The organism is Winogradskyella epiphytica, assembly GCF_003217215.1.
Classification (GTDB): Bacteria; Bacteroidota; Bacteroidia; order Flavobacteriales; family Flavobacteriaceae; genus Winogradskyella; species Winogradskyella epiphytica.
This window is the reverse complement of record NZ_QJTD01000006.1, coordinates 151,641-173,854: the sequence shown is the minus strand read 5'-3', so window position 1 is coordinate 173,854 and position 22,214 is coordinate 151,641. Positions and strand designations below refer to the sequence as shown.

At 34.2% G+C, this 22,214-nt stretch carries 23 protein-coding genes; 10 read left to right on the top strand and 13 right to left on the bottom strand.

Annotation, left to right across the window (positions count from 1 at the left end; genetic code table 11):
• The first annotated feature begins 668 nt into the window (after positions 1-668).
• The 5 genes from thrS to DFQ11_RS12525 all read left to right on the top strand — a co-directional run bounded on the left by thrS (position 669) and on the right by DFQ11_RS12525 (position 4,833).
• Entirely contained in the window at positions 669-2,609 is a 1,941-nt protein-coding gene (thrS, locus tag DFQ11_RS12545; RefSeq protein WP_110476224.1) for a threonine--tRNA ligase, read from the top strand.
• A 36-nt stretch (positions 2,610-2,645) separates the two neighbouring features.
• Entirely contained in the window at positions 2,646-3,194 is a 549-nt protein-coding gene (gene infC, locus DFQ11_RS12540; protein ID WP_110476223.1) for a translation initiation factor IF-3, read from the top strand.
• Positions 3,195-3,268: 74 nt separating this feature from the next.
• Positions 3,269-3,466 carry a 50S ribosomal protein L35 gene (gene rpmI / locus DFQ11_RS12535; RefSeq protein ID WP_110476222.1) on the top strand — a complete coding sequence of 66 codons (198 nt, stop codon included), beginning with the start codon at positions 3,269-3,271 and terminating at the stop codon, positions 3,464-3,466.
• A gap of 103 nt (positions 3,467-3,569) precedes the next feature.
• Positions 3,570-3,914: a 50S ribosomal protein L20 gene (gene rplT / locus DFQ11_RS12530; protein ID WP_110476221.1), complete on the top strand. Its 345-nt coding sequence runs from the start codon at positions 3,570-3,572 to the stop codon at positions 3,912-3,914.
• 115 nt (positions 3,915-4,029) lie between these two features.
• Complete coding sequence (locus DFQ11_RS12525) at positions 4,030-4,833, top strand: HAD family hydrolase (RefSeq protein ID WP_110476220.1); 804 nt, start codon at positions 4,030-4,032, stop codon at positions 4,831-4,833.
• Here the strand turns inward: DFQ11_RS12525 and DFQ11_RS12520 are convergent.
• The 12 genes from DFQ11_RS12520 to tgt all read right to left on the bottom strand — a co-directional run bounded on the left by DFQ11_RS12520 (position 4,807) and on the right by tgt (position 17,282).
• Positions 4,807-5,229, bottom strand: a complete 423-nt coding sequence (locus DFQ11_RS12520) for a secondary thiamine-phosphate synthase enzyme YjbQ (RefSeq protein WP_110476219.1) — start codon at positions 5,227-5,229, stop codon at positions 4,807-4,809. The two genes, DFQ11_RS12525 and DFQ11_RS12520, sit on opposite strands and share 27 nt — an antisense overlap.
• 11 nt (positions 5,230-5,240) lie before the next feature.
• Positions 5,241-5,522 carry an EF-hand domain-containing protein gene (locus DFQ11_RS12515; protein WP_110476218.1) on the bottom strand — a complete coding sequence of 94 codons (282 nt, stop codon included), beginning with the start codon at positions 5,520-5,522 and terminating at the stop codon, positions 5,241-5,243.
• Between the two features lie 110 nt (positions 5,523-5,632).
• Complete coding sequence (locus DFQ11_RS12510) at positions 5,633-6,742, bottom strand: LamG-like jellyroll fold domain-containing protein (protein ID WP_262508291.1); 1,110 nt, start codon at positions 6,740-6,742, stop codon at positions 5,633-5,635.
• 238 nt (positions 6,743-6,980) lie between these two features.
• The gene (locus DFQ11_RS12505; protein WP_110476216.1) at positions 6,981-8,165 is read right to left on the bottom strand and encodes an asparagine synthetase B; all 1,185 of its coding nucleotides are present in this window, start codon (positions 8,163-8,165) and stop codon (positions 6,981-6,983) included.
• A 231-nt stretch (positions 8,166-8,396) separates the two neighbouring features.
• On the bottom strand, positions 8,397-9,122 hold the full coding sequence (locus tag DFQ11_RS12500; RefSeq protein ID WP_110476215.1) for a sulfotransferase-like domain-containing protein: 726 nt from the start codon (positions 9,120-9,122) through the stop codon (positions 8,397-8,399).
• Entirely contained in the window at positions 9,115-10,032 is a 918-nt protein-coding gene (locus DFQ11_RS12495; protein ID WP_110476214.1) for an aminotransferase class IV, read from the bottom strand. The genes DFQ11_RS12500 and DFQ11_RS12495 overlap by 8 nt, the downstream gene beginning before the upstream one ends.
• Before the next feature lie 173 nt (positions 10,033-10,205).
• A complete protein-coding gene (locus DFQ11_RS12490; RefSeq protein WP_110476213.1) occupies positions 10,206-11,240 on the bottom strand; it encodes an AI-2E family transporter in 1,035 nt (344 codons plus the stop codon).
• Between the two features lie 74 nt (positions 11,241-11,314).
• Positions 11,315-12,847: a replicative DNA helicase gene (gene dnaB, locus DFQ11_RS12485; protein WP_110476212.1), complete on the bottom strand. Its 1,533-nt coding sequence runs from the start codon at positions 12,845-12,847 to the stop codon at positions 11,315-11,317.
• 168 nt (positions 12,848-13,015) lie between these two features.
• Complete coding sequence (locus DFQ11_RS12480) at positions 13,016-13,969, bottom strand: acetyl-CoA carboxylase carboxyltransferase subunit alpha (protein WP_110476211.1); 954 nt, start codon at positions 13,967-13,969, stop codon at positions 13,016-13,018.
• A gap of 146 nt (positions 13,970-14,115) precedes the next feature.
• Positions 14,116-15,015, bottom strand: coding sequence for a DMT family transporter (locus tag DFQ11_RS12475; protein ID WP_110476210.1), 900 nt, complete (start codon positions 15,013-15,015; stop codon positions 14,116-14,118).
• Positions 15,002-16,078 (bottom strand): LptF/LptG family permease, encoded by a 1,077-nt coding sequence (locus DFQ11_RS12470; protein WP_110476209.1) that lies wholly within the window; start codon positions 16,076-16,078, stop codon positions 15,002-15,004. Before DFQ11_RS12470 ends, DFQ11_RS12475 begins: the two co-directional genes overlap by 14 nt.
• Positions 16,079-16,151: 73 nt before the next feature.
• The gene (gene tgt, locus DFQ11_RS12465) at positions 16,152-17,282 is read right to left on the bottom strand and encodes a tRNA guanosine(34) transglycosylase Tgt (protein WP_110476208.1); all 1,131 of its coding nucleotides are present in this window, start codon (positions 17,280-17,282) and stop codon (positions 16,152-16,154) included.
• A 169-nt stretch (positions 17,283-17,451) separates the two neighbouring features.
• Between tgt and DFQ11_RS12460 the strand changes: the two genes are divergently transcribed.
• The 3 genes from DFQ11_RS12460 to DFQ11_RS12450 are packed head-to-tail and all read left to right on the top strand — an operon-like array spanning position 17,452 to position 19,949.
• Complete coding sequence (locus DFQ11_RS12460; protein ID WP_110476207.1) at positions 17,452-18,297, top strand: transketolase; 846 nt, start codon at positions 17,452-17,454, stop codon at positions 18,295-18,297.
• Positions 18,298-18,340: 43 nt separating this feature from the next.
• Positions 18,341-19,294, top strand: a complete 954-nt coding sequence (locus tag DFQ11_RS12455) for a transketolase family protein (protein WP_110476206.1) — start codon at positions 18,341-18,343, stop codon at positions 19,292-19,294.
• 55 nt (positions 19,295-19,349) lie between these two features.
• Positions 19,350-19,949, top strand: a complete 600-nt coding sequence (locus tag DFQ11_RS12450) for a porin family protein (protein WP_110476205.1) — start codon at positions 19,350-19,352, stop codon at positions 19,947-19,949.
• Between the two features lie 67 nt (positions 19,950-20,016).
• Here DFQ11_RS12450 and DFQ11_RS12445 read toward each other — a convergent pair whose 3' ends face one another.
• Entirely contained in the window at positions 20,017-21,072 is a 1,056-nt protein-coding gene (locus tag DFQ11_RS12445) for an FKBP-type peptidyl-prolyl cis-trans isomerase (protein WP_110476204.1), read from the bottom strand.
• A 134-nt stretch (positions 21,073-21,206) separates the two neighbouring features.
• Here DFQ11_RS12445 and DFQ11_RS12440 point away from each other — a divergent pair, with 134 nt between their 5' ends.
• Positions 21,207-21,578 (top strand): RNA-binding S4 domain-containing protein, encoded by a 372-nt coding sequence (locus tag DFQ11_RS12440; protein WP_110476203.1) that lies wholly within the window; start codon positions 21,207-21,209, stop codon positions 21,576-21,578.
• 47 nt (positions 21,579-21,625) lie between these two features.
• The gene (locus DFQ11_RS12435; RefSeq protein ID WP_110476202.1) at positions 21,626-22,210 is read left to right on the top strand and encodes a methyltransferase domain-containing protein; all 585 of its coding nucleotides are present in this window, start codon (positions 21,626-21,628) and stop codon (positions 22,208-22,210) included.
• The last annotated feature ends 4 nt before the right edge of the window (positions 22,211-22,214 follow it).

The window sequence follows — 22,214 nt, the reverse complement described above, 5'->3', positions numbered from 1 at the left end:
GAAATGAACGTCTGAAACGCGACACCTTGTCTTTGTTTCGGGGTGCAAATATAGAACCCTTTTTTAATCCCACAACACCTTTTTATAATTTATTTCGTTATTTTTTTTAACTCCCTTGAAACCATAGAAATACATGTTGCTTTTTTTTGAAGCGTGCTGTTTTGATGGTATCTATATATAATGACTCCTAATCTTATGCCCCCATTCCTATGACAGAACACACCTATTATAATAAGGTATAACACCTATATATAATATGAAGGCGTAGTGTAAAAACTATGGAGTGTACTAAACCAACATCTATATTTAAAGAATCATTAAGTTATTGTGTAGTTAACTCTCGGTCTTTTTATAAGCTCCCCTACTCTAACAAACAATCCATAGCATCGCATTACAGAAAGTTCGTTAGCAAATACTTGCGTTAGCGATAGAAGCGGCATCCTTTTTTGGATCAATATCACTTCCATTTATATACCTATATATATAAGGAGTAATTCTCGAAGTAAAAACTACACCTAAATAGTATAGTCCAAAAAAGATATAGCGGATAGCGCGGCTCTTTTGCTTCATAAAAAGCAAAAGAGAAACGCCATTAATATTTTCTGAATACATCACTTTGTCTATTCCTTATATAGATATATCTTTGTGCTCTAAAACTTAAACTATATATGATTAAAATTACTCTACCTGATGGTTCGGTGAGGTCTTTTGAGAAAGATGTAACACCTCATGATGTGGCTGTAGATATTAGCGAGGGATTTGCTCGTAATGTCATCTCTGCAAAATTCAATGACAAAATTGTTGAAACTACCACGCCATTGACCACCGATGGTAATCTTACCTTATATACGTTTAAGGATGATGCTGGAAAAAAAGCTTTTTGGCATTCTTCGGCTCACGTTTTAGCACAGGCCTTAGAGGAACTTTATCCGAATGTAAAGCTTTGGGTGGGTCCTGCTATTGAAAATGGCTTTTATTACGACGTTGATTTAGAAGACGGGGTAATTTCTGAAAAGGACTTTAAGACGATTGAAAATAAGATGATAGAAATTGCTCGAGGTAAGCACGATTTTAAAATGCGTGATGTATCAAAAGCTGAAGCTCTTTCTTATTATGAAGGTAAAAATGACTATAAAGTAGACTTAATTGAACAACTTGAAGATGGTACCATAAGTTTTTGTGATCATTCCACTTTTACAGACTTATGTCGTGGTGGCCATATTCCAAATACAGGAATCATAAAAGCCGTTAAGATAATGAGTGTGGCTGGAGCCTATTTTAAAGGTGACGAAAACAATAAACAATTAACTCGTGTTTATGGAATTTCATTCCCGAAGCAAAAAGACCTTACGGAATACCTTCAACTTTTAGAAGAAGCGAAGAAAAGAGATCATAGAAAATTAGGTAAGGAACTGGAGCTATTTACTTTTTCACAAAAAGTTGGTCAAGGACTTCCATTATGGTTACCGAAAGGAGCTGCCTTACGTGAACGATTAGAGAACTTTTTGAAAGCGGCGCAAAAGAAGGCTGGTTACGAAATGGTGGTCACACCGCATATTGGTAATAAAGAATTATATATCACCTCTGGCCATTATGCCAAATATGGCGAGGATAGTTTTCAACCTATAACAACACCTGTAGATGGTGAGGAATTCTTATTAAAACCAATGAACTGTCCTCATCACTGTGAAATTTATAACAGTAAACCTTTTTCTTATAAAGAATTACCTAAGCGATTTGCGGAATTTGGTACGGTATATCGCTATGAGCAAAGTGGCGAATTACATGGACTAACACGCGTTAGAGGATTTACTCAAGATGATGCCCATATATTTTGTACTCCTGATCAGCTCGATAAGGAATTTAAAGATGTTATTGACCTAGTTCTATATGTATTCGGTTCTTTAGGTTTTGAAGATTTCACAGCACAAGTTTCGTTAAGAGACCCTGAAAACCCGGATAAATATATAGGAAGCGATGAAAATTGGGAAAAAGCGGAACAAGCCATCTTAAATGCTGCGATTGATAAAGGATTGAATTATGTGGTTGAAACTGGTGAAGCCGCATTTTACGGACCTAAGTTAGACTTTATGGTGAAGGATGCTTTAGGTAGACAGTGGCAACTAGGTACCATCCAAGTAGATTACAACTTACCAGAGCGTTTTGACTTAACCTATAAAGGTAGTGACAATGAGATGCATAGACCGGTCATGATTCACCGTGCGCCTTTTGGAAGTATAGAACGTTTTGTAGCTATTTTACTAGAACATACAGGAGGTAACTTCCCACTTTGGCTTATGCCAGAACAGGCTATTATACTCTCTATTAGTGAGAAATATGAAAAATACGCCGAAAAAGTTTTAAATGTCCTAGAAAATGACGAAATTCGCGCCCTTACTGACAATAGAAATGAGACAGTAGGTAAGAAAATTCGCGAAGCTGAAATGCAGAAGTTTCCGTTTATGATTATTGTCGGTGAGCAGGAAGAAAAAGATAATACAATAACTGTGCGTGAGCATGGTGGCGAAGATCTTGGCACGATTACTGTAGAAGAGTTCGTGACTATTGTAAAAGATAGAGTAAGTAAAAGTCTAAAGACTTTCAAATAAAAAAATAAGTTTAATTTAAATACAGAAGCCATAGCAATACGTAGAAACAGAAAGAATTATACAAGACGCGTATCTCAAGAAGATAAACACCGTATAAATTCTAAAATCAGATCTGAAGAAGTAAGATTAGTCGGAGATAATGTCGAAATAGGAGTTTATCCTATCAAACAGGCTTTATCCATAGCCGATGAACAAGGTTTAGATCTTGTAGAGATTTCGCCAAATGCGACGCCTCCTGTTTGTAAAGTTATGGATTATAAAAAATTCCTTTACGAGCAGAAGAAACGTGAAAAGTCGTTGAAATCTAAAGCAACTAAAGTCGTTGTTAAAGAAATTCGTTTTGGTCCTCAGACAGATGAGCACGATTACGAGTTTAAAAAGAAACACGCCGAAAAGTTCTTAAAAGATGGAGCAAAGTTAAAAGCTTTTGTATTCTTTAAAGGACGTTCTATTGTTTTTAAAGAACAGGGACAAATTTTATTATTAAAATTGGCTCAGGATCTTGAAGAATACGGAAAAGTTGAGCAAATGCCTAAACTTGAAGGAAAGCGAATGATTATGTTCATCGCACCTAAGAAAAAATAATAATACACAGTTCTAGTATCCATTAGAATCGTGAGACAATAATAAGCGAAACGTAAATTTAAAAGAGGAAAAAAATGCCTAAAATGAAAACAATATCAAGTGCTAAGAAACGTTTCAAAGTTACTGGCACTGGTAAGATTAAAAGAAAGCACGCTTTTAAGAGTCATATCTTGACAAAAAAATCTAAAAAGCGTAAGCTTAAATTAACTCATGATGGTTTAGTACATAAAGCAGATGAGAGTAATGTTAAGTTAATGCTTCGTTTGAAGTAATCAACTTAACCGGTTAAAAACAATTTATAAACCCTGGAGTTAGGCAAAAGAATTTAGCAAGTGTCTGTAAAAAGACCGCCTACTACAAAAAACAATTAAAGAAATGCCAAGATCAGTAAATTCAGTAGCGAAGAGAGCCAGAAGAAAAAAGGTTCTTAAGCAAGCAAAAGGTTACTTTGGAAGACGTAAAAACGTTTGGACAGTAGCAAAAAATGCGGTTGACAAAGCGATGCAATATTCGTATAGAGACCGTAGAGTAAAAAAGAGAACATTCCGTTCGTTATGGATTATGCGTATTAACGCAGGTGCAAGACAGCATGGAATGAGCTATTCAAAATTTATGGGAGGATTAAAATCTAATAATATCGACTTAAACCGTAAGGTTCTTGCCGATTTAGCAATGAATCACCCAGAAGCTTTTGAAGCTATAGTTAAAAAAGTAAAGTAAGGCGTTTAGCCTAATTAATAACAACATTTCGCTTATAAATCCGGTTCATTAATTTGAATCGGATTTTTTATTTTAATTATTTTCGTTCAAAACAATTACACTTAAATACGGACACATGAAAGATATAAAACTAGTGGTGGCAGATATGGATGGTACTTTACTCAACTCTAAACACGAAGTTAGCCCTCGGTTTTTTGATGTTTTCAAACAATTGAAACAGCAGAATATTTTGTTTGTTGCGGCTAGTGGAAGACCTTATTACAGTATCTCAGAAAAACTTAAACCTCTTCTTAATGATATTATAATTGTGGCCGAAAATGGTGGATTAGTCATTGAGCAAGAACAAGTCTTAATATCAAATGTTATTGCCTCAGAACACATTGCTGAACTTTATAGATTAGTAACTTCTATAGATAACACCTACCCTATCTTTTGCACAAAACATTGTGCCTATATTAATAATGCTTCTGATGACTTGGTACAAACCTTTTCTGAATATTATTCAAACTATATTCTTATTGATTCTATAGATGAAATTAAAGACCCTGTGGTTAAAATAGCTCTTTATCATCCTACCAATTCTGAAGCTAATATCTTTCCTTTAGTGAAGCATTTAAGACCTGCACTTAATGTAGTGGTTTCTGGAAATCACTGGGTAGATATTTCTGATGCTAAGACAAATAAAGGAAATGCCCTTGCGTATTTACAAAATCGCTTGAAAATAAAACCCTCAGAGACGATGGTTTTTGGAGACTATAATAATGATTTAGACATGTTGAAACTTGCCACATATAGTTATGCTATGGAAAATGCACATCCAGATGTAAAAGCTACAGCGAACTTTAGTACATCTTCTAATGACGCGTATGGTGTAGAAGTAATTTTAGAGCGTTTAATTGCCGAAAGCCGTAAGTACTAATTCCCGTCCACAGGCCCTATTTCTATGCTCACATAGATAAACACCTTGCCATATTCCCATATTCAACTGACCGTTTGTTATTGGAATTTGAACCGAAGCTCCCATTAATGACGATTTAATATGTGCGGGCATATCATCGGCACCTTCATAGGTATGTTTATAATAAGATTGGTTTTCAGGAACCATTGTATTGATGTGACTTTCAAAATCTTCCCTCACTGTTGGATCTGCGTTTTCATTTATAGTTAAACTAGCAGAAGTATGTTTAATAAACACGTGTAATTGGCCGACCTGAATATGCCTGATTTCCGGAAATGCCCTTAAGATATCCTCTGTAATTAAATGAAATCCGCGAGAGAATGGTATTAGTGTAATTTGTTTTTGAAAGACCTGCATATTGAAAGTCTCTACTTATTAGGATCTACAGTAATATTATCAATTGCGTCTTTAAAATCCTCCCAACCAATCAGTCCATCCGCATCCTTATCATAGCCTTCTATAAGTTTTGTAGCTACTAAGCCACGAACAAATCCAGTGATTTTTGCTTGTTTTAAAAGTTTTACGATTTCCGCCTTACTTAATTTACCATCTTTATCATTATCAAAAAAGGCAAAAGCATCTTCTGGTGTGTCAAAATGGTTAGTTATTAAGATTTGAATTTTTTTGAGGGTCTCTTCTTTGGATATCATAATTCATACTTTATTAGACTACAAATAAACAATAATGTTAGGTTTATACCATATATAAATATGAAAAAAGGCCGCATAAATGCGGCCTTTTAAACTATATGAAGAACTTTTTAGTTCTTAAGAACTCTTTTAGAAACTTCTCCTAATTCAGTTTTAAGTTTTACAATGTAAACTCCTGTATTAAGATTTGAAAGATCTAATGTATTTGAATTTTGTCCGAGTGTTTTACTTAGAAGTAATCTTCCATTAAGGTCATATACTGTAGTAAAAACTTCAGTATCTAAAGTATTTGATACAGTTAATACACCGTTAGTAGGGTTAGGATAAATGCTTAAGCCATTTAGCATATTCTCCTCTCCTACGCTCATAGTCTCTTCAACAGTAACAACTATTTCTACACGTTCGCTCTCGCAACCCATTTCATTGACACTTGAAACCCAGAATGAAGTTTCACCAAGCATATCTGTATTAGGAGTTGGCGCTACAGCGGAAGCGTCACCATTTACTTCTGTATACCATAATAAACCAGTGGCACTAGATGTAGCAGTTAATGGACTAGCCGTACTATTTTGTTCCAATGTCACTTGAGTTGTAACTGTAGGTGTCTCAGGAGCAAGTACAGGAGAACCATCTACCCAGTTACTTGATGCACCTGAAAATGCAAAATCAGTTAATGTGCCATTATATCCATTTGCCGTATGATCAATTAATGTTGTGAGACCGGTATTATTTCCAGCTGCAACTCCTTGGTTAAACTTATAATAAGCCAATAAACCTGAAGTCTCTACGTTTAATGTTTCTGTCCCTTGTAGTTCACAAGCAAATTCTTCGATTTGCTCGGCCGATCTTGCAATGTCCCAAACTTTAAGTTCGTCAATAGAGCCACTAAAGTGAGAATTAGCATCCTTCGTCGCTCCTATTTGATAAGGATCAAAAGAATCATAGATAAAATAACCTAATGGCATTTCGTGAGAAGCAATTTCTACACCATCTACATATAGCTTTAAAGCTACGTCATTATAGACAGCAGCTACATGATGCCATGTATCTACAGATATTACACCTGCATCTGATGTTAATGTGTTAGCCCCGCCTCCTAAGAACATCTGTAACTTATCATCAACAAGACCGAAGGTAAATTGTCTCACACCAGGACCACTATGATTACTTAAAATAGTTTGATTTCCCGTTATTTTATTTGTGTTGATCCAAGCTTCTATGGTTAAAATTTAAATGGTGATGTAGTTTTCTTATTTTTAAATTCAACTCATTTGAAAGTAGAAACGAAAGTTTTATTTAATATTTCAGAGCGTCCGATTTATTTTATTTTGCAATAACATCATATTGTATAGTCAATAATAAAAACCATTATAATCTTAAAATCCGCCTGTAATCTATTAGTAACAGCCTTTAATGCTTGTATATTTATTTTGAAAGATTAAGCAATAAAATTACACATCATGTTTTCTGTTTCTTCTTTTTTGCTGCAGGAAATAATACGTTATTTAAAATTAATCTATAACCTGGAGATGTTGGATGCAAATCTAATTCAGTTTTTGGATCTCCTACTTTATGTGTATAATCTTCAGGATCATGTCCGCCATAAAAAGTAAAAAAACCTTTTCCCTTAATACCGTGAATATATTTGGCTTCTCCATTGGTTCGATTTTCGCCCATCACTAGGACATTGGATTTAATTTGATCCCTAGAGAAAGATGTGGTTTGCCCCATAAATCCTTTAACCAAAGCGGTATGATTCTGCGTTAACATGGTTGGAATCGGGTCCCATTTAGCGGAATATTCCATTAAAGAAAAATAATCGGTCATTTTAGGTATATTGCGTTTTGTCGTCATATCTATTGAGGAAAACTCATATACATTTGGACTCCGCTCTAAAATATAATCTTTAAACGCAAAGGTTTTAGAATAGTCAATTTTATTTTGATAACCTGGATCACTTCCGTCACCATCAAACATTGGCTCGCAAATATCGACACCTTCAGCAGAAAGTGCAATATCAAAACTATCTGTTGCAGAACACATAGCAAACATGAATCCACCACCAACAACATAATCTCTAATTTTTAAAGCAACAGCTAATTTCGCTTCAGATACTTTAGAATACCCTAAACGCGCTGCTAAAGCTTCTGCTTCTCTTTTATCTTCTATATACCACGCTGCAGAACGGAAGGTTCTATAAAACTTACCATATTGTCCCGTAAAGTCTTCATGATGTAAGTGCAACCAATCATATAGTAGTAATTCATCTTTTAAAACCTCTTCGTCATATATGGTTTCATAAGGTATTTCAGCATAGGTCAGGACTAAGGTCACCGCATCATCCCATGGCTTCATACTATCTGGTGTATACACAGCTATTTTAGGTGCTTTTTCTAAAACAATAGCTTCTTGATTCACGGCAGGACTTGCAATATCATCTAAAATCTGAGCTGCCTTAGCATCGGAGATAACCTCGAACGAAACTCCTCTAATTTGGCATTCACGTTGAATTATTTCAGCATCAGGCAACAAAAAAGAGCCTCCTCTATAATTCAGAAGCCACTGTACCTTCAAATCTCTTTCAAGCGTCCAATAGGTCACACCATATGCTTTTAAATGATTTTTTTGAGATTTTGCATCCATTGGGATTAATATGTAAGATGCATAAGATTCAAATCCAAACAGCAATACAAAACAGAGTACAATTATATTTTTCACTTTCATAAAGTTATGCCTAACAGGTATCAGAACGAAATATAACTAAATTTAATCTTGATTTCTTAATTTTACCATTCTTTTAAGACCAAGGTAATAGAATGGAAAATTTTTAGTCTATTGGCTTTAAGTGCTGGCATTGTATGTCAAATCTAATACCTACAATGCATATCTCTTAAGCCTTTGGTAAAAATGTTGACATTCCGCCAATAATGGTTTAAGATGTTCTGGAAACGTTTCTTCTTTCGGTTTATACGACATAAATCCGCTAGATTCATGTACACTTTTATACCAAAACTTTGCCCAAACACCATCTTCAGAACGTTCCTGTGGTTCCCATGATAACATATTATTATCGAAAGGGATTTCAGCAAATTCACATAGTTTTTGTAGCGTCTCCTTCGGGTTCTTTAACACTCTTTTGGAATCTAAAACTGTAAACTTAATGTTGTTTTTTTCGTAATAGTTTATGAGTTTGACATGTTGCGCATAACCCACATCATTTAAGCTAGGGTTTTTAATGACCTTATCAAAGGAAGGTAACATATCAATGGGATCTCTGGTTAAAATAATATTTATAGTACTTTTCATAAATTCACGATCCAAACCATATAAGTGATGAGTCATATGTTTAAAAAACAAAACTGGCTTATCTTGGTTATTAAGCATCATACTAACAACCACATCTCCATTATTTTCTAAAGACTTTAAAATCTCTTCAGAACCTGGGTGGTATTTGTGTGCTTCCGGGTGATTTTTTAGATAGTAGGCATATAAGGGTTCATCAAAAACCTTAGTGTCGTCGCGTTGTGCAAAAGAGTACATTAAGGCAGTTGAAATATTTCGCGGGCCAGACCATAAACAAATACGTCTAATTTTATCCATTATTCACAATTTCTTCAATAAGTGATTCATATAAACCATTGAGTCTTTTGGTCATATTACCATAATTCCCCTTTCCAACTACGCGTCCATCAATTTTTGTCACAGGAGTTAAGCCTCCAAATGTGCCGGTGACAAAAGCTTCATCGGCACCGTAGACATCAAATAAGGAAAAGTCTTTTTCATAACAAGATATATTGTTCTCTTTACAAACTTCTAAGACCTTTGCTCTCGTTATTCCATTCATACAATATTTAGGTGTCGAAGTCCAAACTTCCTCATTTTTCACTACGAAAAAATTAGTAGCATTACAGGTTGACACAAAACCGTTAACATCAAGCATTAAAGCTTCATCTGCACCAGCTTCAATCGCATGAATTAGGGCTTGTACTTCATGAAGTTTACTATGACAATTTAATTTGGGATCTAAATAATCTGGTGATCCTCTTCTAATGGTACTAGTGAAAAGTGTAATTCCTTTTTCTTTAGACTCCTTTGATGCGGTCTTATACTCAGGGATTATGACAATGTTAGGCCCCGAAATGGTCAATCTAGGATCTTGAGAAGGTGTTTTTTTAATTCCTCGTGTGATCATGATTCTTACATGAACTCCATCTTCCATATCGTTTGCCTTTAAAGTACTCCAAATATTAGCGGTAAGTTCTTCTTTAGTAAATGGAAAATTCATTCCTACGGTAGCTGCTGCACTCCATAAACGATTAAGGTGATCGTCTAAAAAGACTAAAACCCCTCGATGTAATCGCAAGGCTTCCCATATACCATCTCCTACTAAATAGCCACTATCAAAGACCGAAATTTTAGCTTCATTTCGTGGAAATAACTCGTTGTTAATAGATATTAGAATATCCTTATTTCTAGAATCCTCTATAGCATTGTGTGTCCCATGAACCATAATTTATAATTTTAGTTTAGTAAGATAACTAAAATTATAAATAATTCTTTACTTAAATCTAAGTAGTATAACCTTATATGCTTCTATTTGATTTTAAATCTAATAATTAGCAAATAGCTATTCCAACACTTAAACGAGTGATTTCAAAGTTGACTAAGTAAAAAAGGAGTGTATTATCTCAACTCTCTTTGATCGCCGGACAACAGTTCTGCTATCACCTTAGTACCTTCAAATTGCTCTAAAATAATTTTGATGAATACCGTGATTGGAATGGCCATTATAAGACCAGGTATTCCCCATAGAAAGCCCCAAAACATAAGCATCACCAAAACGGCAATAATGTTGATAGAGAAAGATTTCCCCATAAAAATTGGTTCCAAAATTGCACCGAATACCACTTGAACTAAAGAGATTGAAAGAATAAAGAAAAATAAAGTACTAGTAGGATCTAATTCTACAAAAGCAAAAATAGATAAGCAAATAACTGAGATAAAAGAGCCTACCATTTGTACAAAGTTAATGGCAAAGGCAAATAAGCCCCAGAATATAGGAAAGCTTACATCAAAGAAAACACACATCAACCCAGTAAACAGACCGGTTAAAGCACTTACTAAAAACTTAACTTTAATAAATTTAATTAAGTCTTTTTCAATTTTCATAAAGGCCTTTATAGAGGTATGTTTTCTTCTAAGAAGTGTATTATTTAAAAGTTTATGCACATTTATAGATTCAGCTAACCACAAAACCACAAAGAACACAGTCATGAGTAGTGTTGTTAAAAATCTATTTACAAAACCAATAGTAGTTCCTAGATTTTCTTTTTCAAATAATTGACCTATTACACTAGTCTCTTGTTGAAATTTAATTCCAAAACTATCCGTGAGATAAGTCTTAGCTCCATCTAATTTAACTTCAGCTTTGGAGAAAAACTCTGTATTGCTTGCCATGATCTGCTTACTAGACAATTGAATCAATTCAATTCCAAGCTTAAGTCCAACACCAACCAACAATAAAACTATGACAATACTTACAACCTTAGGAACATTTCTACGCCCTAACCATCGCATTAATGGTAAAAACAATAGAGCGATGAACATTGAGAAGATCAATGGAATAAATATAAAAGACAATATCTTTAGTAAATAGAATACTAAAGGAATTACTATTATTAATAGCAACACATTCGTTGTACGTCTTTGATCTAACATGAGGCAGCGTTGTTTTTTTTAACTAAGCGTGCAAAGATAAACTAAAAATCAGTTTACAATTCTATTAATTGTTGTTAAAACGGAACTCCATCATCCTCTGGGTCACCAAATGCATCTGATGGCGATGGAAAACTATCTTGTTTAAACGGATTGTCGCTAGGAGTTTCATTCATTTTAGAATGATATTCACCAAACGGTGTATCGAAATCATCTAAGTTATCGAATTTACCTAAGTGTCCGATAAATTTCAGTCGGATGTTCTCTAGTCCCCCATTTCTGTGTTTCGCCACGATAAACTCTCCTTGACCTTCTGTTGGTGATCGTTCCTCGTCATCCCATTCGTCAATTTTATAATATTCTGGTCTATAAATAAACGATACGATATCCGCATCTTGCTCAATCGCACCAGATTCACGTAAATCTGATAGTAAAGGACGTTTACTTCCACCACGAGTTTCAACCGCACGCGATAACTGCGATAAGGCGATTACAGGAACGCTAAGCTCCTTTGCTAAAGCCTTAAGGTTACGAGAAATCATAGAAATTTCTTGTTCACGGTTTCCTCCTTTTTGACTACCACCTGCGGTCATTAATTGCAAATAATCAATCATGATCATTTTAATGCCGTATTGTGAGGCCAATCGTCGAGCTTTAGCTCTTAGATCAAAAATTGAAAGAGATGGTGTATCATCAATAAACAAAGGTGCTTGTTCTAAAGTCTTCACCTTTACGTTAAGTTGTTCCCATTCGTGTTTTTCTAACTTTCCTGTTCTTAGCTTTTCAGAAGAAAGACCTGTTTCACTAGAAATTAAACGTGTAATTAATTGTACGGATGACATCTCCAAAGAGAAGAAAGCCACAGGTACATTACTATTTACAGCCATGTTTCTTGCCATGGTTAGTGTTAATGCTGTTTTACCCATACCCGGACGAGCTGCAACAATAATTAAATCACTTGGCTGCCAACCAGAAGTTAATTTATCTAGTTTATCAAATCCAGAAGGAATACCACTCATCCCCTCTTTATTTGACATTTCTTCAATTTTTTTCTTCGCTTGAATCACTAAACTTTGAGCAGATTCTGTTGACTTTTTAACGTTACCTTGAGTAACCTCATACAGTTTTGCTTCGGCAGTATCTAAAAGATCAAATACATCTTTAGTTTCGTCGTATGCTTCTTCAATAATTTCACTTGAAATCTTTATTAAACTTCTTTGGATATACTTTTGTAGAATAATCCTTGCGTGAAACTCAATATGAGCAGAAGAAGACACTCTTTGAGTCAATGAAATAAGATAAAAATCGCCACCAATTATATCCAGTTTTTGATCTTTCTTTAATTGACTAGAAACGGTTAATAAGTCAATAGGTTCACTATTTTCAAACAATTTAAAAATAGCTTCAAAGATATGTTTATGCGCCTCTTTATAAAATGAATCTGGACTTAAAATATCAATGACTTCATCAACACCTTTTTTATCAATCATCATCGCACCAAGCACAACCTCTTCTAAATCAACGGCTTGTGGTGGTATTTTACCTTTTTCTAAACTGATAATAGTGCTTTTATCAACTTTGTAACCTTGTACTGGATTGGATTGTTTCATAAGTAGCAAAAGTAGTTAAATAGTCGTAAGGAAATGTGATCCACCGATTTACGATGTCAACATTTCGTTAACAATCTAACTGTTAATAAGTTTGTTTTATTGTTAATAGCGCCAAAAAAAACCGAAGTGAACACTTCAGTTTTTTTTAGCTCCTTATGTTTAGTAGAGTTAGTCTTTATAGACTCCCATATCATCGTATTTTTTCATACGTTGTTCCACTAAAACTTTTGGTGATAAGTTTTTAAGCTCGTCATATGCTTTAATTATGGCATCTTTTACAGAAGAAAAGGTTTTCTCTCTATCTGTATGTGCTCCTCCTAATGGTTCTTTAATTATAGCATCCACTAACTTCATTTTTTTCATGTCCTTCGCTGTCAGTTTTAAAGCTTCAGCAGCTTGCTCTTTATATTCCCAGCTTCTCCATAAAATTGAAGAACAAGACTCTGGTGAAATAACGGAATACCATGTATTCTCAAGCATCATAACACGATCTCCAACGCCAATCCCTAATGCTCCACCTGAAGCACCCTCACCAATAATGATTGTGATAATTGGAACTTTAAGACGTGCCATTTCCAAAATATTTCTAGCAATTGCTTCACCTTGTCCACGCTCTTCAGCTTCAAGACCAGGGTAAGCACCTGGCGTATCAATTAAAGTTACAACAGGAATCCCAAACTTCTCTGCCGACTTCATCAAACGCAATGCTTTACGATAACCTTCAGGATTAGGCATTCCAAAATTTCGATATTGTCTCGTTTTGGTATTAAATCCTTTTTGTTGACCAATAAACATATATGATTGATCACCAATTTTACCTAAGCCACCAATCATCGCCTTATCATCCTTTACATTTCTGTCACCATGTAGCTCTAAAAATGTATCTCCACATAAAGCTTTGATGTGATCTAAAGTATAAGGTCTATTTGGGTGTCTAGACAATTGAACTCGTTGCCAAGCCGTTAGATTCTTATAAATTTCTTTCTTAGTAGCTTCTAGCTTTTTCTCAATCTGCATGCAAGTTTCAGAAACATCTACATCACTCTCTTTTCCAATAATCTGACACTTATCGAGTTGCTGCTCTAATTCTTTTATAGGTAATTCAAACTCTAAATATTCCATACAATTTGAAGTTAATTTTTAATGTTTAGTTAGATTACAAACCTACGTATTCTAAATGTATTTTTCGATAAATAATTTCAAAAGTAAGTTCCCTTTTTCAAATACAAAAGTAATGATACTTTCATAAAATGTAAAAATCTACTTGACTAGCCTAGTGTTTTCACTTTTCGTCTCTTGTAATTTTTAAAAATAGCATCAAATAAAACAGTTCCTATTACTAATATAGCTCCAATGTAGAACTGTGAAGACATCTGTTCAGTTTCTGGAAATATAATTAACGCAATTGCAATACCATAAACAGGCTCTAAATTATACGTTAAAATCACAGTAAATGGACTGATAAAGCGCATAACTTCTACCGCTCCAATGAAAGCATAAGCCGTACAAATAGATGCTAAAATGAATAAGTAGATCCAGTCTGAAGTTGATAAGGTAAAGAATTCAGCATTAAATGTTTTTCCAGATAAGAGAATAAAAATCGTTAAAAATGCCACCCCATTCAAAAACTCATAGAACGATATAACAGTGGAGTTATACTTTTCAATAAAGCGTCCGTTTATTATAGCAAACAATGAGGAAAACAGTGCAGAAATTAAACCTAAAACAATGCCATTGATATAGCCCATTTCACTGCTTGTAATTAAAAACACTCCGAATATGACAATGAGTCCAAATACGATTTCGTACCCTAATATTCTTCGTTTAAAAAAGATAGGTTCTATAAAAGACGCGAAAAATGCACCAGAAGAAAACATAGCTAAAGCTATGGAAACATTTGCTTGATTAATCGCTTCAAAAAAGGTGATCCAATGTAATGCTATAATTACACCTGCGACTGAAAATAGTAAAAAGGTTTTTTTAGAAATTTTAATATTTAGCTTAATAAACTTGATGTACATAAACATCAAAATCCCAGCTATTACCATTCTATACCAAACCAATTCTAATGAACCGATAGTAATAAGTTCTCCTAGTATAGCTGTAAAGCCTGCAATAATAACAAGTACATGTAAGTGTAAATAGTTTTTTAACTTAGCGTTTGGCATTTTGTAGCAGGTATACAGCTAAAATACCAAATATTACGTTAGGAAACCACACGGCAACAACGGCTGAAAAGTCAGACTGCTCAGCCATAACACCAAATACTTTGTCAAAGAAGACATAAATCATAGCGATAGCAATACCAAAGGCTAGGTTTACCCCCATTCCTCCTCTTCGTTTTATTGAAGAAACAGCCACTGCAATTATTGTAAGTATAAATATGGATACAGGTAAACTCCATTTTTTTAATTTCACTACCTCATATCTACCTATATTAGGAGATCCTCTTCTTTTTTCCGCAGCAATAAAATCTAATAATTCTCCATAAGATTTGGTTTCAGCAGCATACTCAACTGGTGTTAAGTCTTCGAGTTCAAAAGGAAAGCTCATTAGTTTTCTTTTATCAGTCTCAATTGTTTCAACACCATTTTCAAAGGAACGCTTTAAATAGTTGGTTAATCTGTAAGCACTATCCTTTTCAATATATCGGATGTTATCAGCGAAAATCTTATATTTTAATTCATTCCCTTCAAAGTGTTCATATGTAAAATGCATACCTGTACTTGTACTTGGAATAAAGTTACTTACATAGATATAGTCGTTATCATTGATTTGTTGATATACATCTCTAGTTTGTTGTACACTTTTACCCTTCTTTAAGTATTTAAATTTGAATTCATTAAAACCTTGACTAGCTATCGGGGCTAAATACATCCCTAAAAACATAGCAAAACTAGCCACAATTGTCGCACCGATTAAATATGGTCTTAAAAACCTTGAAAAAGACACGCCAGAACTTAAGAATGCGACGATTTCGGTATTATTTGCCAATTTAGACGTGAACCATATAACAGACAAAAATAAAAATAATGGAAATAGTAGATTAGCAAAGTATACTGTAAAGTTCAAGTAATAGAAAACAGCTTCACTTAATGGTACATTATTTTCTAACATTTTCCCTACTTTCTCAGCTAAGTCTACTGTAATTCCTATTGGAACAAACAATAATAACATCATTAAGAATGTTAGTAAATACCGCTTTAATATGTACCAATCTAGGATTTTCAAGGTTGTTGTTTGTTGTTATTTGTTAGACTTTTGAGGATTGTGTTTTTCTCAATTTCATTTAAGATTTCAATTTCTACAATCGGTTATCCATTTGCTTTACCATCTTATCTTTCCACTCTCTAAAGTCACCTGCAATAATATGCTTTCGTGCTTCTCTAGTGAGCCATAAGTAAAATCCTAAATTATGAATAGTGGCAATTTGTTTTCCTAATAGTTCATTAACCGTAAATAAATGTCTTAAATAGGCTTTTGTATACTCGGTATCTACAAATGTAATACCCATTTCATCGATAGGAGAAAAGTCTTCAGCCCATTTTAAATTTTTGATATTTATACTACCATGAGCTGTAAACAACATTCCGTTTCTAGCGTTACGAGTTGGCATCACACAGTCGAACATATCTACACCTAAAGCAATATTTTCTAAAATATTTATTGGTGTACCCACACCCATAAGGTAGCGAGGCTTGTCTTCTGGTAAAATATCACAGACCACTTCTGTCATCGCATACATTTCTTCAGCTGGTTCTCCAACTGAAAGTCCTCCAATTGCATTACCTTGAGCTCCTGCGTTAGCAATATATTCAGCAGACTGCTGTCTTAAATCTTTATAAGTACTACCCTGAACAATAGGGAAAAATGTTTGTTCATAGTCGTATTTAAACGGTGTCTTTTTAAGATGTGTTAAACAACGCTCTAGCCAACGATGCGTCATGTGCATAGAACGTTTGGCATAGTTGTAATCACATGGATAAGGTGTACATTCATCAAAAGCCATTATGATATCTGCACCAATACTTCTTTGCACTTCCATAACATTTTCTGGAGTGAAGGTGTGATAACTTCCATCGATATGAGACTTGAATTTAACCCCTTCTTCCTTAATCTTTCTATTTGCAGAAAGTGAATAAACTTGATAACCTCCAGAATCTGTTAGAATGTTACGATCCCAATTCATAAACTTATGCAAACCACCAGCTTTTTCTAAAATCGGCGTTTGCGGTCTTAAATAAAGGTGATAGGTATTTCCAAGAATAATATCTGGGTTAATATCATTTTTTAATTCTCTTTGATGGACTCCTTTAACGGATCCAACCGTACCAACAGGCATAAAAATAGGCGTTTCTATTGTCCCATGATCTGTGGTAATAGTTCCTGCTCTTGCCTTTGATTGTTTATCTTGTGCTACTCTTTGAAATTTCATGTAAAATATGTCTGACGGCAAATATAATTAACTCAATCTCATTCATTCTTAATTAAAAATAAAAATTGTTAGCAAATCATATAATTCGTTAATAAATGCAGGGTTACATCTTTTGAAAGACTTCGGTAAAAAGGTTACTTTTGCACCATACAAACTTAAGCAACATAACATGCCAAACATTAAAGAATTAACCGATTTAACAACACAGGTTCGTAGAGACATCTTACGAATGGTACATAAGGTAAACTCTGGTCATCCAGGAGGATCATTAGGTTGTACCGAATTTTTTGTTTCACTTTACCAAGAGCTATTAGAAACCAAAGAAGGTTTTGATATGGATGGTATTGGCGAAGATTTATTTTTTCTTTCAAACGGACATATCTCTCCAGTTTATTATAGTGTATTGGCGAGATCAGGATACTTTCCTGTCGATGAATTAAATACTTTTAGACTTATCGATTCACGTTTACAAGGTCACCCAACAACTCACGAAGGTTTACCAGGTATTCGTATTGCTTCTGGTTCTTTAGGGCAAGGTATGTCTGTTGCCATCGGTGCAGCTCAAGCAAAGAAGCTAAACAATGATGACAAGTTAGTTTATAGTCTTCATGGTGATGGTGAATTGCAAGAAGGACAAAATTGGGAAGCGATCATGTATGCTTCAGCAAAAAAAGTAGATAACCTAATTTCAACTATTGATTTAAACAAACAACAGATTGATGGTTCTACAGACGACGTTTTACCAATGGGAAGTCTTAGAGCTAAATTTGAAGCTTTTGGTTGGACTGTAGTAGATATCGAAGAAGGAAACGATATTGAAGCCGTTCTTAAAGGAATGAAGGAAGCTAAAGCATTAACAGGAAAAGGAAAACCCGTTTGTGTTTTATTACATACTGTTATGGGTAATGGTGTTGATTTTATGATGCATACTCACGCATGGCACGGTAAAGCACCTAGCGATGAGCAACTTGCTGAAGGATTATCTCAAAATCCTGAAACTTTAGGAGATTACTAAAAAAAGTCTAATTAAATATATACCCACTTAGGTGGGCATTACTATGAAAACATATACATACACAGAAAAGAAAGATACAAGAAGTGGATTTGGTGCAGGTTTGGCCGAGTTAGGTAGAACAAACCAAAACGTGGTAGCACTTTGTGCAGATTTAATTGGATCTTTAAAAATGGATAAATTCATTGAGGAGAACCCTGAACGTTTTTTCCAAATAGGAATTGCAGAAGCTAATATGATGGGAATCGCAGCTGGTTTAACAATCGGTGGAAAAATTCCATTTACAGGAACTTTTGCTAACTTCTCTACAGGTAGAGTTTACGATCAAATTCGTCAATCTATCGCTTATTCAGGGAAGAATGTAAAGATTTGTGCTTCTCACGCTGGCTTAACTTTAGGTGAAGATGGTGCTACACATCAGATTCTTGAAGACATTGGATTAATGAAAATGCTACCAGGAATGGTCGTTATCAATCCATGTGATTATAACCAAACAAAAGCAGCTACTATTGCTATTGCAGAATACGAAGGGCCTGTTTATTTAAGATTCGGACGTCCTTCTGTTCCAGTGTTTACGCCTGCAGATCAGAAGTTCGAAATTGGTAAAGCCATCAAATTTACTGAAGGTACAGATGTAACTATCGTTGCTACTGGACATTTAGTTTGGGAAGCTTTAGAGGCTTCTAAAGCGTTACATGAAGCTGGAATTTCTGCTGAAGTTATCAATATACATACGATTAAACCTCTAGACGATAAAGCAATTTTAGACTCTGTTGCTAAAACAGGATGTATTGTTACCGCTGAAGAGCATAATCACCTTGGTGGTTTAGGGGAAAGTGTTGCTAGAGTTTTAGCACAACATCGACCAACACCTCAAGAGTTCGTTGCAACCAATGATACTTTTGGAGAATCTGGTACACCAGCACAACTTATGGATAAGTACGGACTAAATAGTGATGCCATCCAGAAAGCTGTTAAAAAAGTATTGAAAAGGAAATAAATTGATTTTGGCATCGTTTTTGGATAGACATACCTAATCTTAAAAAACGAACATTATGAAACATTTAAAGACATCAGTTCTTATAACTGCAGTAATTGCCTTAGTAAGTTTTACTTCAAATGCGCAAAGCGAAAGTGCCTTCGGGTTCAAAGGCGGGCTGAACTATAGTGCTAATGGAGATTATTTTGAATCTATAGGTGACAATGCCAAAAACCCAGACCGTAATGTAGGATACCATATTGGTGTTTTCGGAAAGTTGGGTAATAAGTTCTATTTTAGACCGGAGTTGGTCTATACTGCCACCAAAAGTGACTATGACAGTAATGAGTTTTCAATTAAAAAAATTGATGCGCCGTTATTAGTAGGAGTGAAAGTTTTAGGACCTCTTAGTGTTTTTGGTGGTCCTTCTTTACAGTATATTTTAGATACCGAGTTTGACGGTATAAAAATTGACAACGTTGAGGATGACTTCTCAGTAGGTTTAAATTTTGGTATTGGTCTTAACTTTAACAAAATTGGAATTGATCTAAGATATGAGAGAGGCTTTAACGATAACGAAGCTACTTTTATTGGGAATAATATTGAGACTGGCGCAGTTAGTAGAATTGATACTAGACCAGATCAGTTAATTCTTAGTTTATCGATTGGACTATAAGTTTAAATATAGAAATAAAAAAGCCGCTCATTGAGCGGCTTTTTTTATGCTTTATCTTTTCAATCAATTATTCATTATAGTTGATGGTAATATTCGGATCTAAATAATCTGCCAAACCATCATTGTTTGAATCTGCTATGGTTACCGTTTCTATAGTAAGTATTCCATTATTTAAATCTCTACTTACTTCAAACTCTCCTTCAGATAATACAGGCTCTTCTTCCCCTGCATTTAAATCTATAGTATATGTTGTTGGAATTAACTCATCTCTAGTTAAAACACCATCTCCATCGTCATCACGGTCTACATAATTAGGAAAACCATTTCCATCAGTATCATCATTGCTAACATCTAAATCACCATCCAAATCTTCAACCCAAGAAGGAATCCCATCACTATCATGGTCTACAACTTCATATTGTAATAATTCAAACTTAAAAATTAGATTATCATAAGCAGATCCCGTATTTACACCTGCAAAATATGCTAATCCAGATGGAACGAACATCATTCCTAATCCAAAGTCATCATATTCAACAACACCGTCATTATAACTATAAGAAACTGCTGTTTTAAATGTTGGAATTACCAATTGCCATGCTCTTATGGCCCCACCTGTTTGAAACCCATCACCTACTAAAGGCAGTGTGATTGGTGAACTAACTGCATCAAAAACAGTTTGATTTCCTACAGAAACACCTTGATATCGTACACGGACCTTATCTGTAAAATTCGGAGACTCACCTCCTCCTTGGTTAATATTTAAGACATAATACTCATAGCTTACGTCTTTATACTCTGTTGTTAAAGTTTCAACTGCTTCAATAAGTAAGGTGTTGTTTTCAGGATCAGGCATTTCAAGATAATTACCTGATTCATCTTTAGGTAATTCAGTAATAACAATATCATTATATCGGTGATTAGTCCCAGTCTCAAAAAATGCAGAGTTATAGTAATGTGTGGATAAATATGATAATAATGAATCCTTATCTTTGGCTTGCTGTTCTGTTCTATCCTCTAAAACATAAGGAATTTCTTCAAAATCGTCATCATCTTTACAAGAAATAACAACAGAAAATACTGCCAATAATAAAAGACTCAGTCTTAAAAATTTTAATTTCATAGAATTTTGTATTTATCGTATAAAACCAATAGAGTTTCAATACGAAGTTCATTATTGCTAATTTTTAAGCCGCAAGATACAATAATATAATATTTTTGTACCATAACATTAACGTAGTTTTTAGTTTAAGGAATATGAGAATTGACAAATATTTATGGAGTGTACGTTATTATAAAACCCGGAGTATTGCAACGAAAGCTTGTAAAAAAGGCCAAGTGAAAGTTAATGGTGCAGCAGTTAAACCTTCTAGAGAAGTTTATCCTACGGATAAAATAGAATTACGTAAAGACCAAATCGTTTATCAACTTACTGTTAATGATTTACCTCCTAATAGAGTTGGTGCTAAACTAGTAGATATTTACAGAACGGATACAACACCAAAATCGGCATTTGAAGCTAAAGAGCTCTTAAAATACAGTAAAGATTATTACAGAAAAAAAGGTACTGGACGACCTACTAAAAAAGATAGACGTGATATTGATGACTATATAGATGATGACGAATAACACAAATTATCATATCTGAATCACTACTATTATCTGAACTATTTATTATGAAACCATTAAATAAACATTATTGGGAAAAGCGTTATTCTAACAATCAACTTGGTTGGAATATTGGTTATGCTTCAACACCTCTTAAAACCTATATCGATCAATTAGAAGACAAATCTATAAAGATACTAATTCCAGGTGCAGGAAATAGTTATGAGGCAGAATACCTTTGGAATAATGGCTTTAAGAACATCTATATTCTAGATTTTGTTCAGCAACCATTAATAAATTTTAAAAAGCGTGTACCTGATTTTCAAGAAAACCAACTGTTAAATCTTAACTTTTTCGAATTAAAAGATAACTTCGATCTTATTTTGGAACAAACCTTCTTTTGTGCATTACAGCCAAATTTAAGACCAAATTATGTAGAACAAATGCATAATCTTCTGAAGCCACATGGGAAATTAGTTGGATTATTATTTAACTTTGAACTCACTGAAGAGGGTCCACCTTTCGGCGGGAGTATAACTGAATATAAATCTCATTTCAATCAAAAATTTAATATAAAGGTTTTAGAACCTTCAATTAATTCAATAAAAGAAAGACAAGGTAAAGAACTGTTTTTTATCTTTCAAAAAAAATAGAGCT

What these genes read in the sequence shown, in the direction of transcription:
- thrS (WP_110476224.1), top strand. Translation starts at nt 669, where the DNA reads ATGATTAAAATTACTCTACCTGATGGTTCGGTGAGGTCTTTTGAGAAA.
- rpmI (WP_110476222.1), top strand. Translation starts at nt 3,269, where the DNA reads ATGCCTAAAATGAAAACAATATCAAGTGCTAAGAAACGTTTCAAAGTT.
- rplT (WP_110476221.1), top strand. Translation starts at nt 3,570, where the DNA reads ATGCCAAGATCAGTAAATTCAGTAGCGAAGAGAGCCAGAAGAAAAAAG.
- DFQ11_RS12525 (WP_110476220.1), top strand. Translation starts at nt 4,030, where the DNA reads ATGAAAGATATAAAACTAGTGGTGGCAGATATGGATGGTACTTTACTC.
- DFQ11_RS12520 (WP_110476219.1), bottom strand. Translation starts at nt 5,229, where the DNA reads ATGCAGGTCTTTCAAAAACAAATTACACTAATACCATTCTCTCGCGGA.
- DFQ11_RS12515 (WP_110476218.1), bottom strand. Translation starts at nt 5,522, where the DNA reads ATGATATCCAAAGAAGAGACCCTCAAAAAAATTCAAATCTTAATAACT.
- DFQ11_RS12505 (WP_110476216.1), bottom strand. Translation starts at nt 8,165, where the DNA reads ATGGATGCAAAATCTCAAAAAAATCATTTAAAAGCATATGGTGTGACC.
- DFQ11_RS12500 (WP_110476215.1), bottom strand. Translation starts at nt 9,122, where the DNA reads ATGGATAAAATTAGACGTATTTGTTTATGGTCTGGCCCGCGAAATATT.
- DFQ11_RS12495 (WP_110476214.1), bottom strand. Translation starts at nt 10,032, where the DNA reads ATGGTTCATGGGACACACAATGCTATAGAGGATTCTAGAAATAAGGAT.
- DFQ11_RS12490 (WP_110476213.1), bottom strand. Translation starts at nt 11,240, where the DNA reads ATGTTAGATCAAAGACGTACAACGAATGTGTTGCTATTAATAATAGTA.
- dnaB (WP_110476212.1), bottom strand. Translation starts at nt 12,847, where the DNA reads ATGAAACAATCCAATCCAGTACAAGGTTACAAAGTTGATAAAAGCACT.
- DFQ11_RS12480 (WP_110476211.1), bottom strand. Translation starts at nt 13,969, where the DNA reads ATGGAATATTTAGAGTTTGAATTACCTATAAAAGAATTAGAGCAGCAA.
- DFQ11_RS12475 (WP_110476210.1), bottom strand. Translation starts at nt 15,015, where the DNA reads ATGCCAAACGCTAAGTTAAAAAACTATTTACACTTACATGTACTTGTT.
- tgt (WP_110476208.1), bottom strand. Translation starts at nt 17,282, where the DNA reads ATGAAATTTCAAAGAGTAGCACAAGATAAACAATCAAAGGCAAGAGCA.
- DFQ11_RS12460 (WP_110476207.1), top strand. Translation starts at nt 17,452, where the DNA reads ATGCCAAACATTAAAGAATTAACCGATTTAACAACACAGGTTCGTAGA.
- DFQ11_RS12455 (WP_110476206.1), top strand. Translation starts at nt 18,341, where the DNA reads ATGAAAACATATACATACACAGAAAAGAAAGATACAAGAAGTGGATTT.
- DFQ11_RS12450 (WP_110476205.1), top strand. Translation starts at nt 19,350, where the DNA reads ATGAAACATTTAAAGACATCAGTTCTTATAACTGCAGTAATTGCCTTA.
- DFQ11_RS12445 (WP_110476204.1), bottom strand. Translation starts at nt 21,072, where the DNA reads ATGAAATTAAAATTTTTAAGACTGAGTCTTTTATTATTGGCAGTATTT.
- DFQ11_RS12440 (WP_110476203.1), top strand. Translation starts at nt 21,207, where the DNA reads ATGAGAATTGACAAATATTTATGGAGTGTACGTTATTATAAAACCCGG.
- DFQ11_RS12435 (WP_110476202.1), top strand. Translation starts at nt 21,626, where the DNA reads ATGAAACCATTAAATAAACATTATTGGGAAAAGCGTTATTCTAACAAT.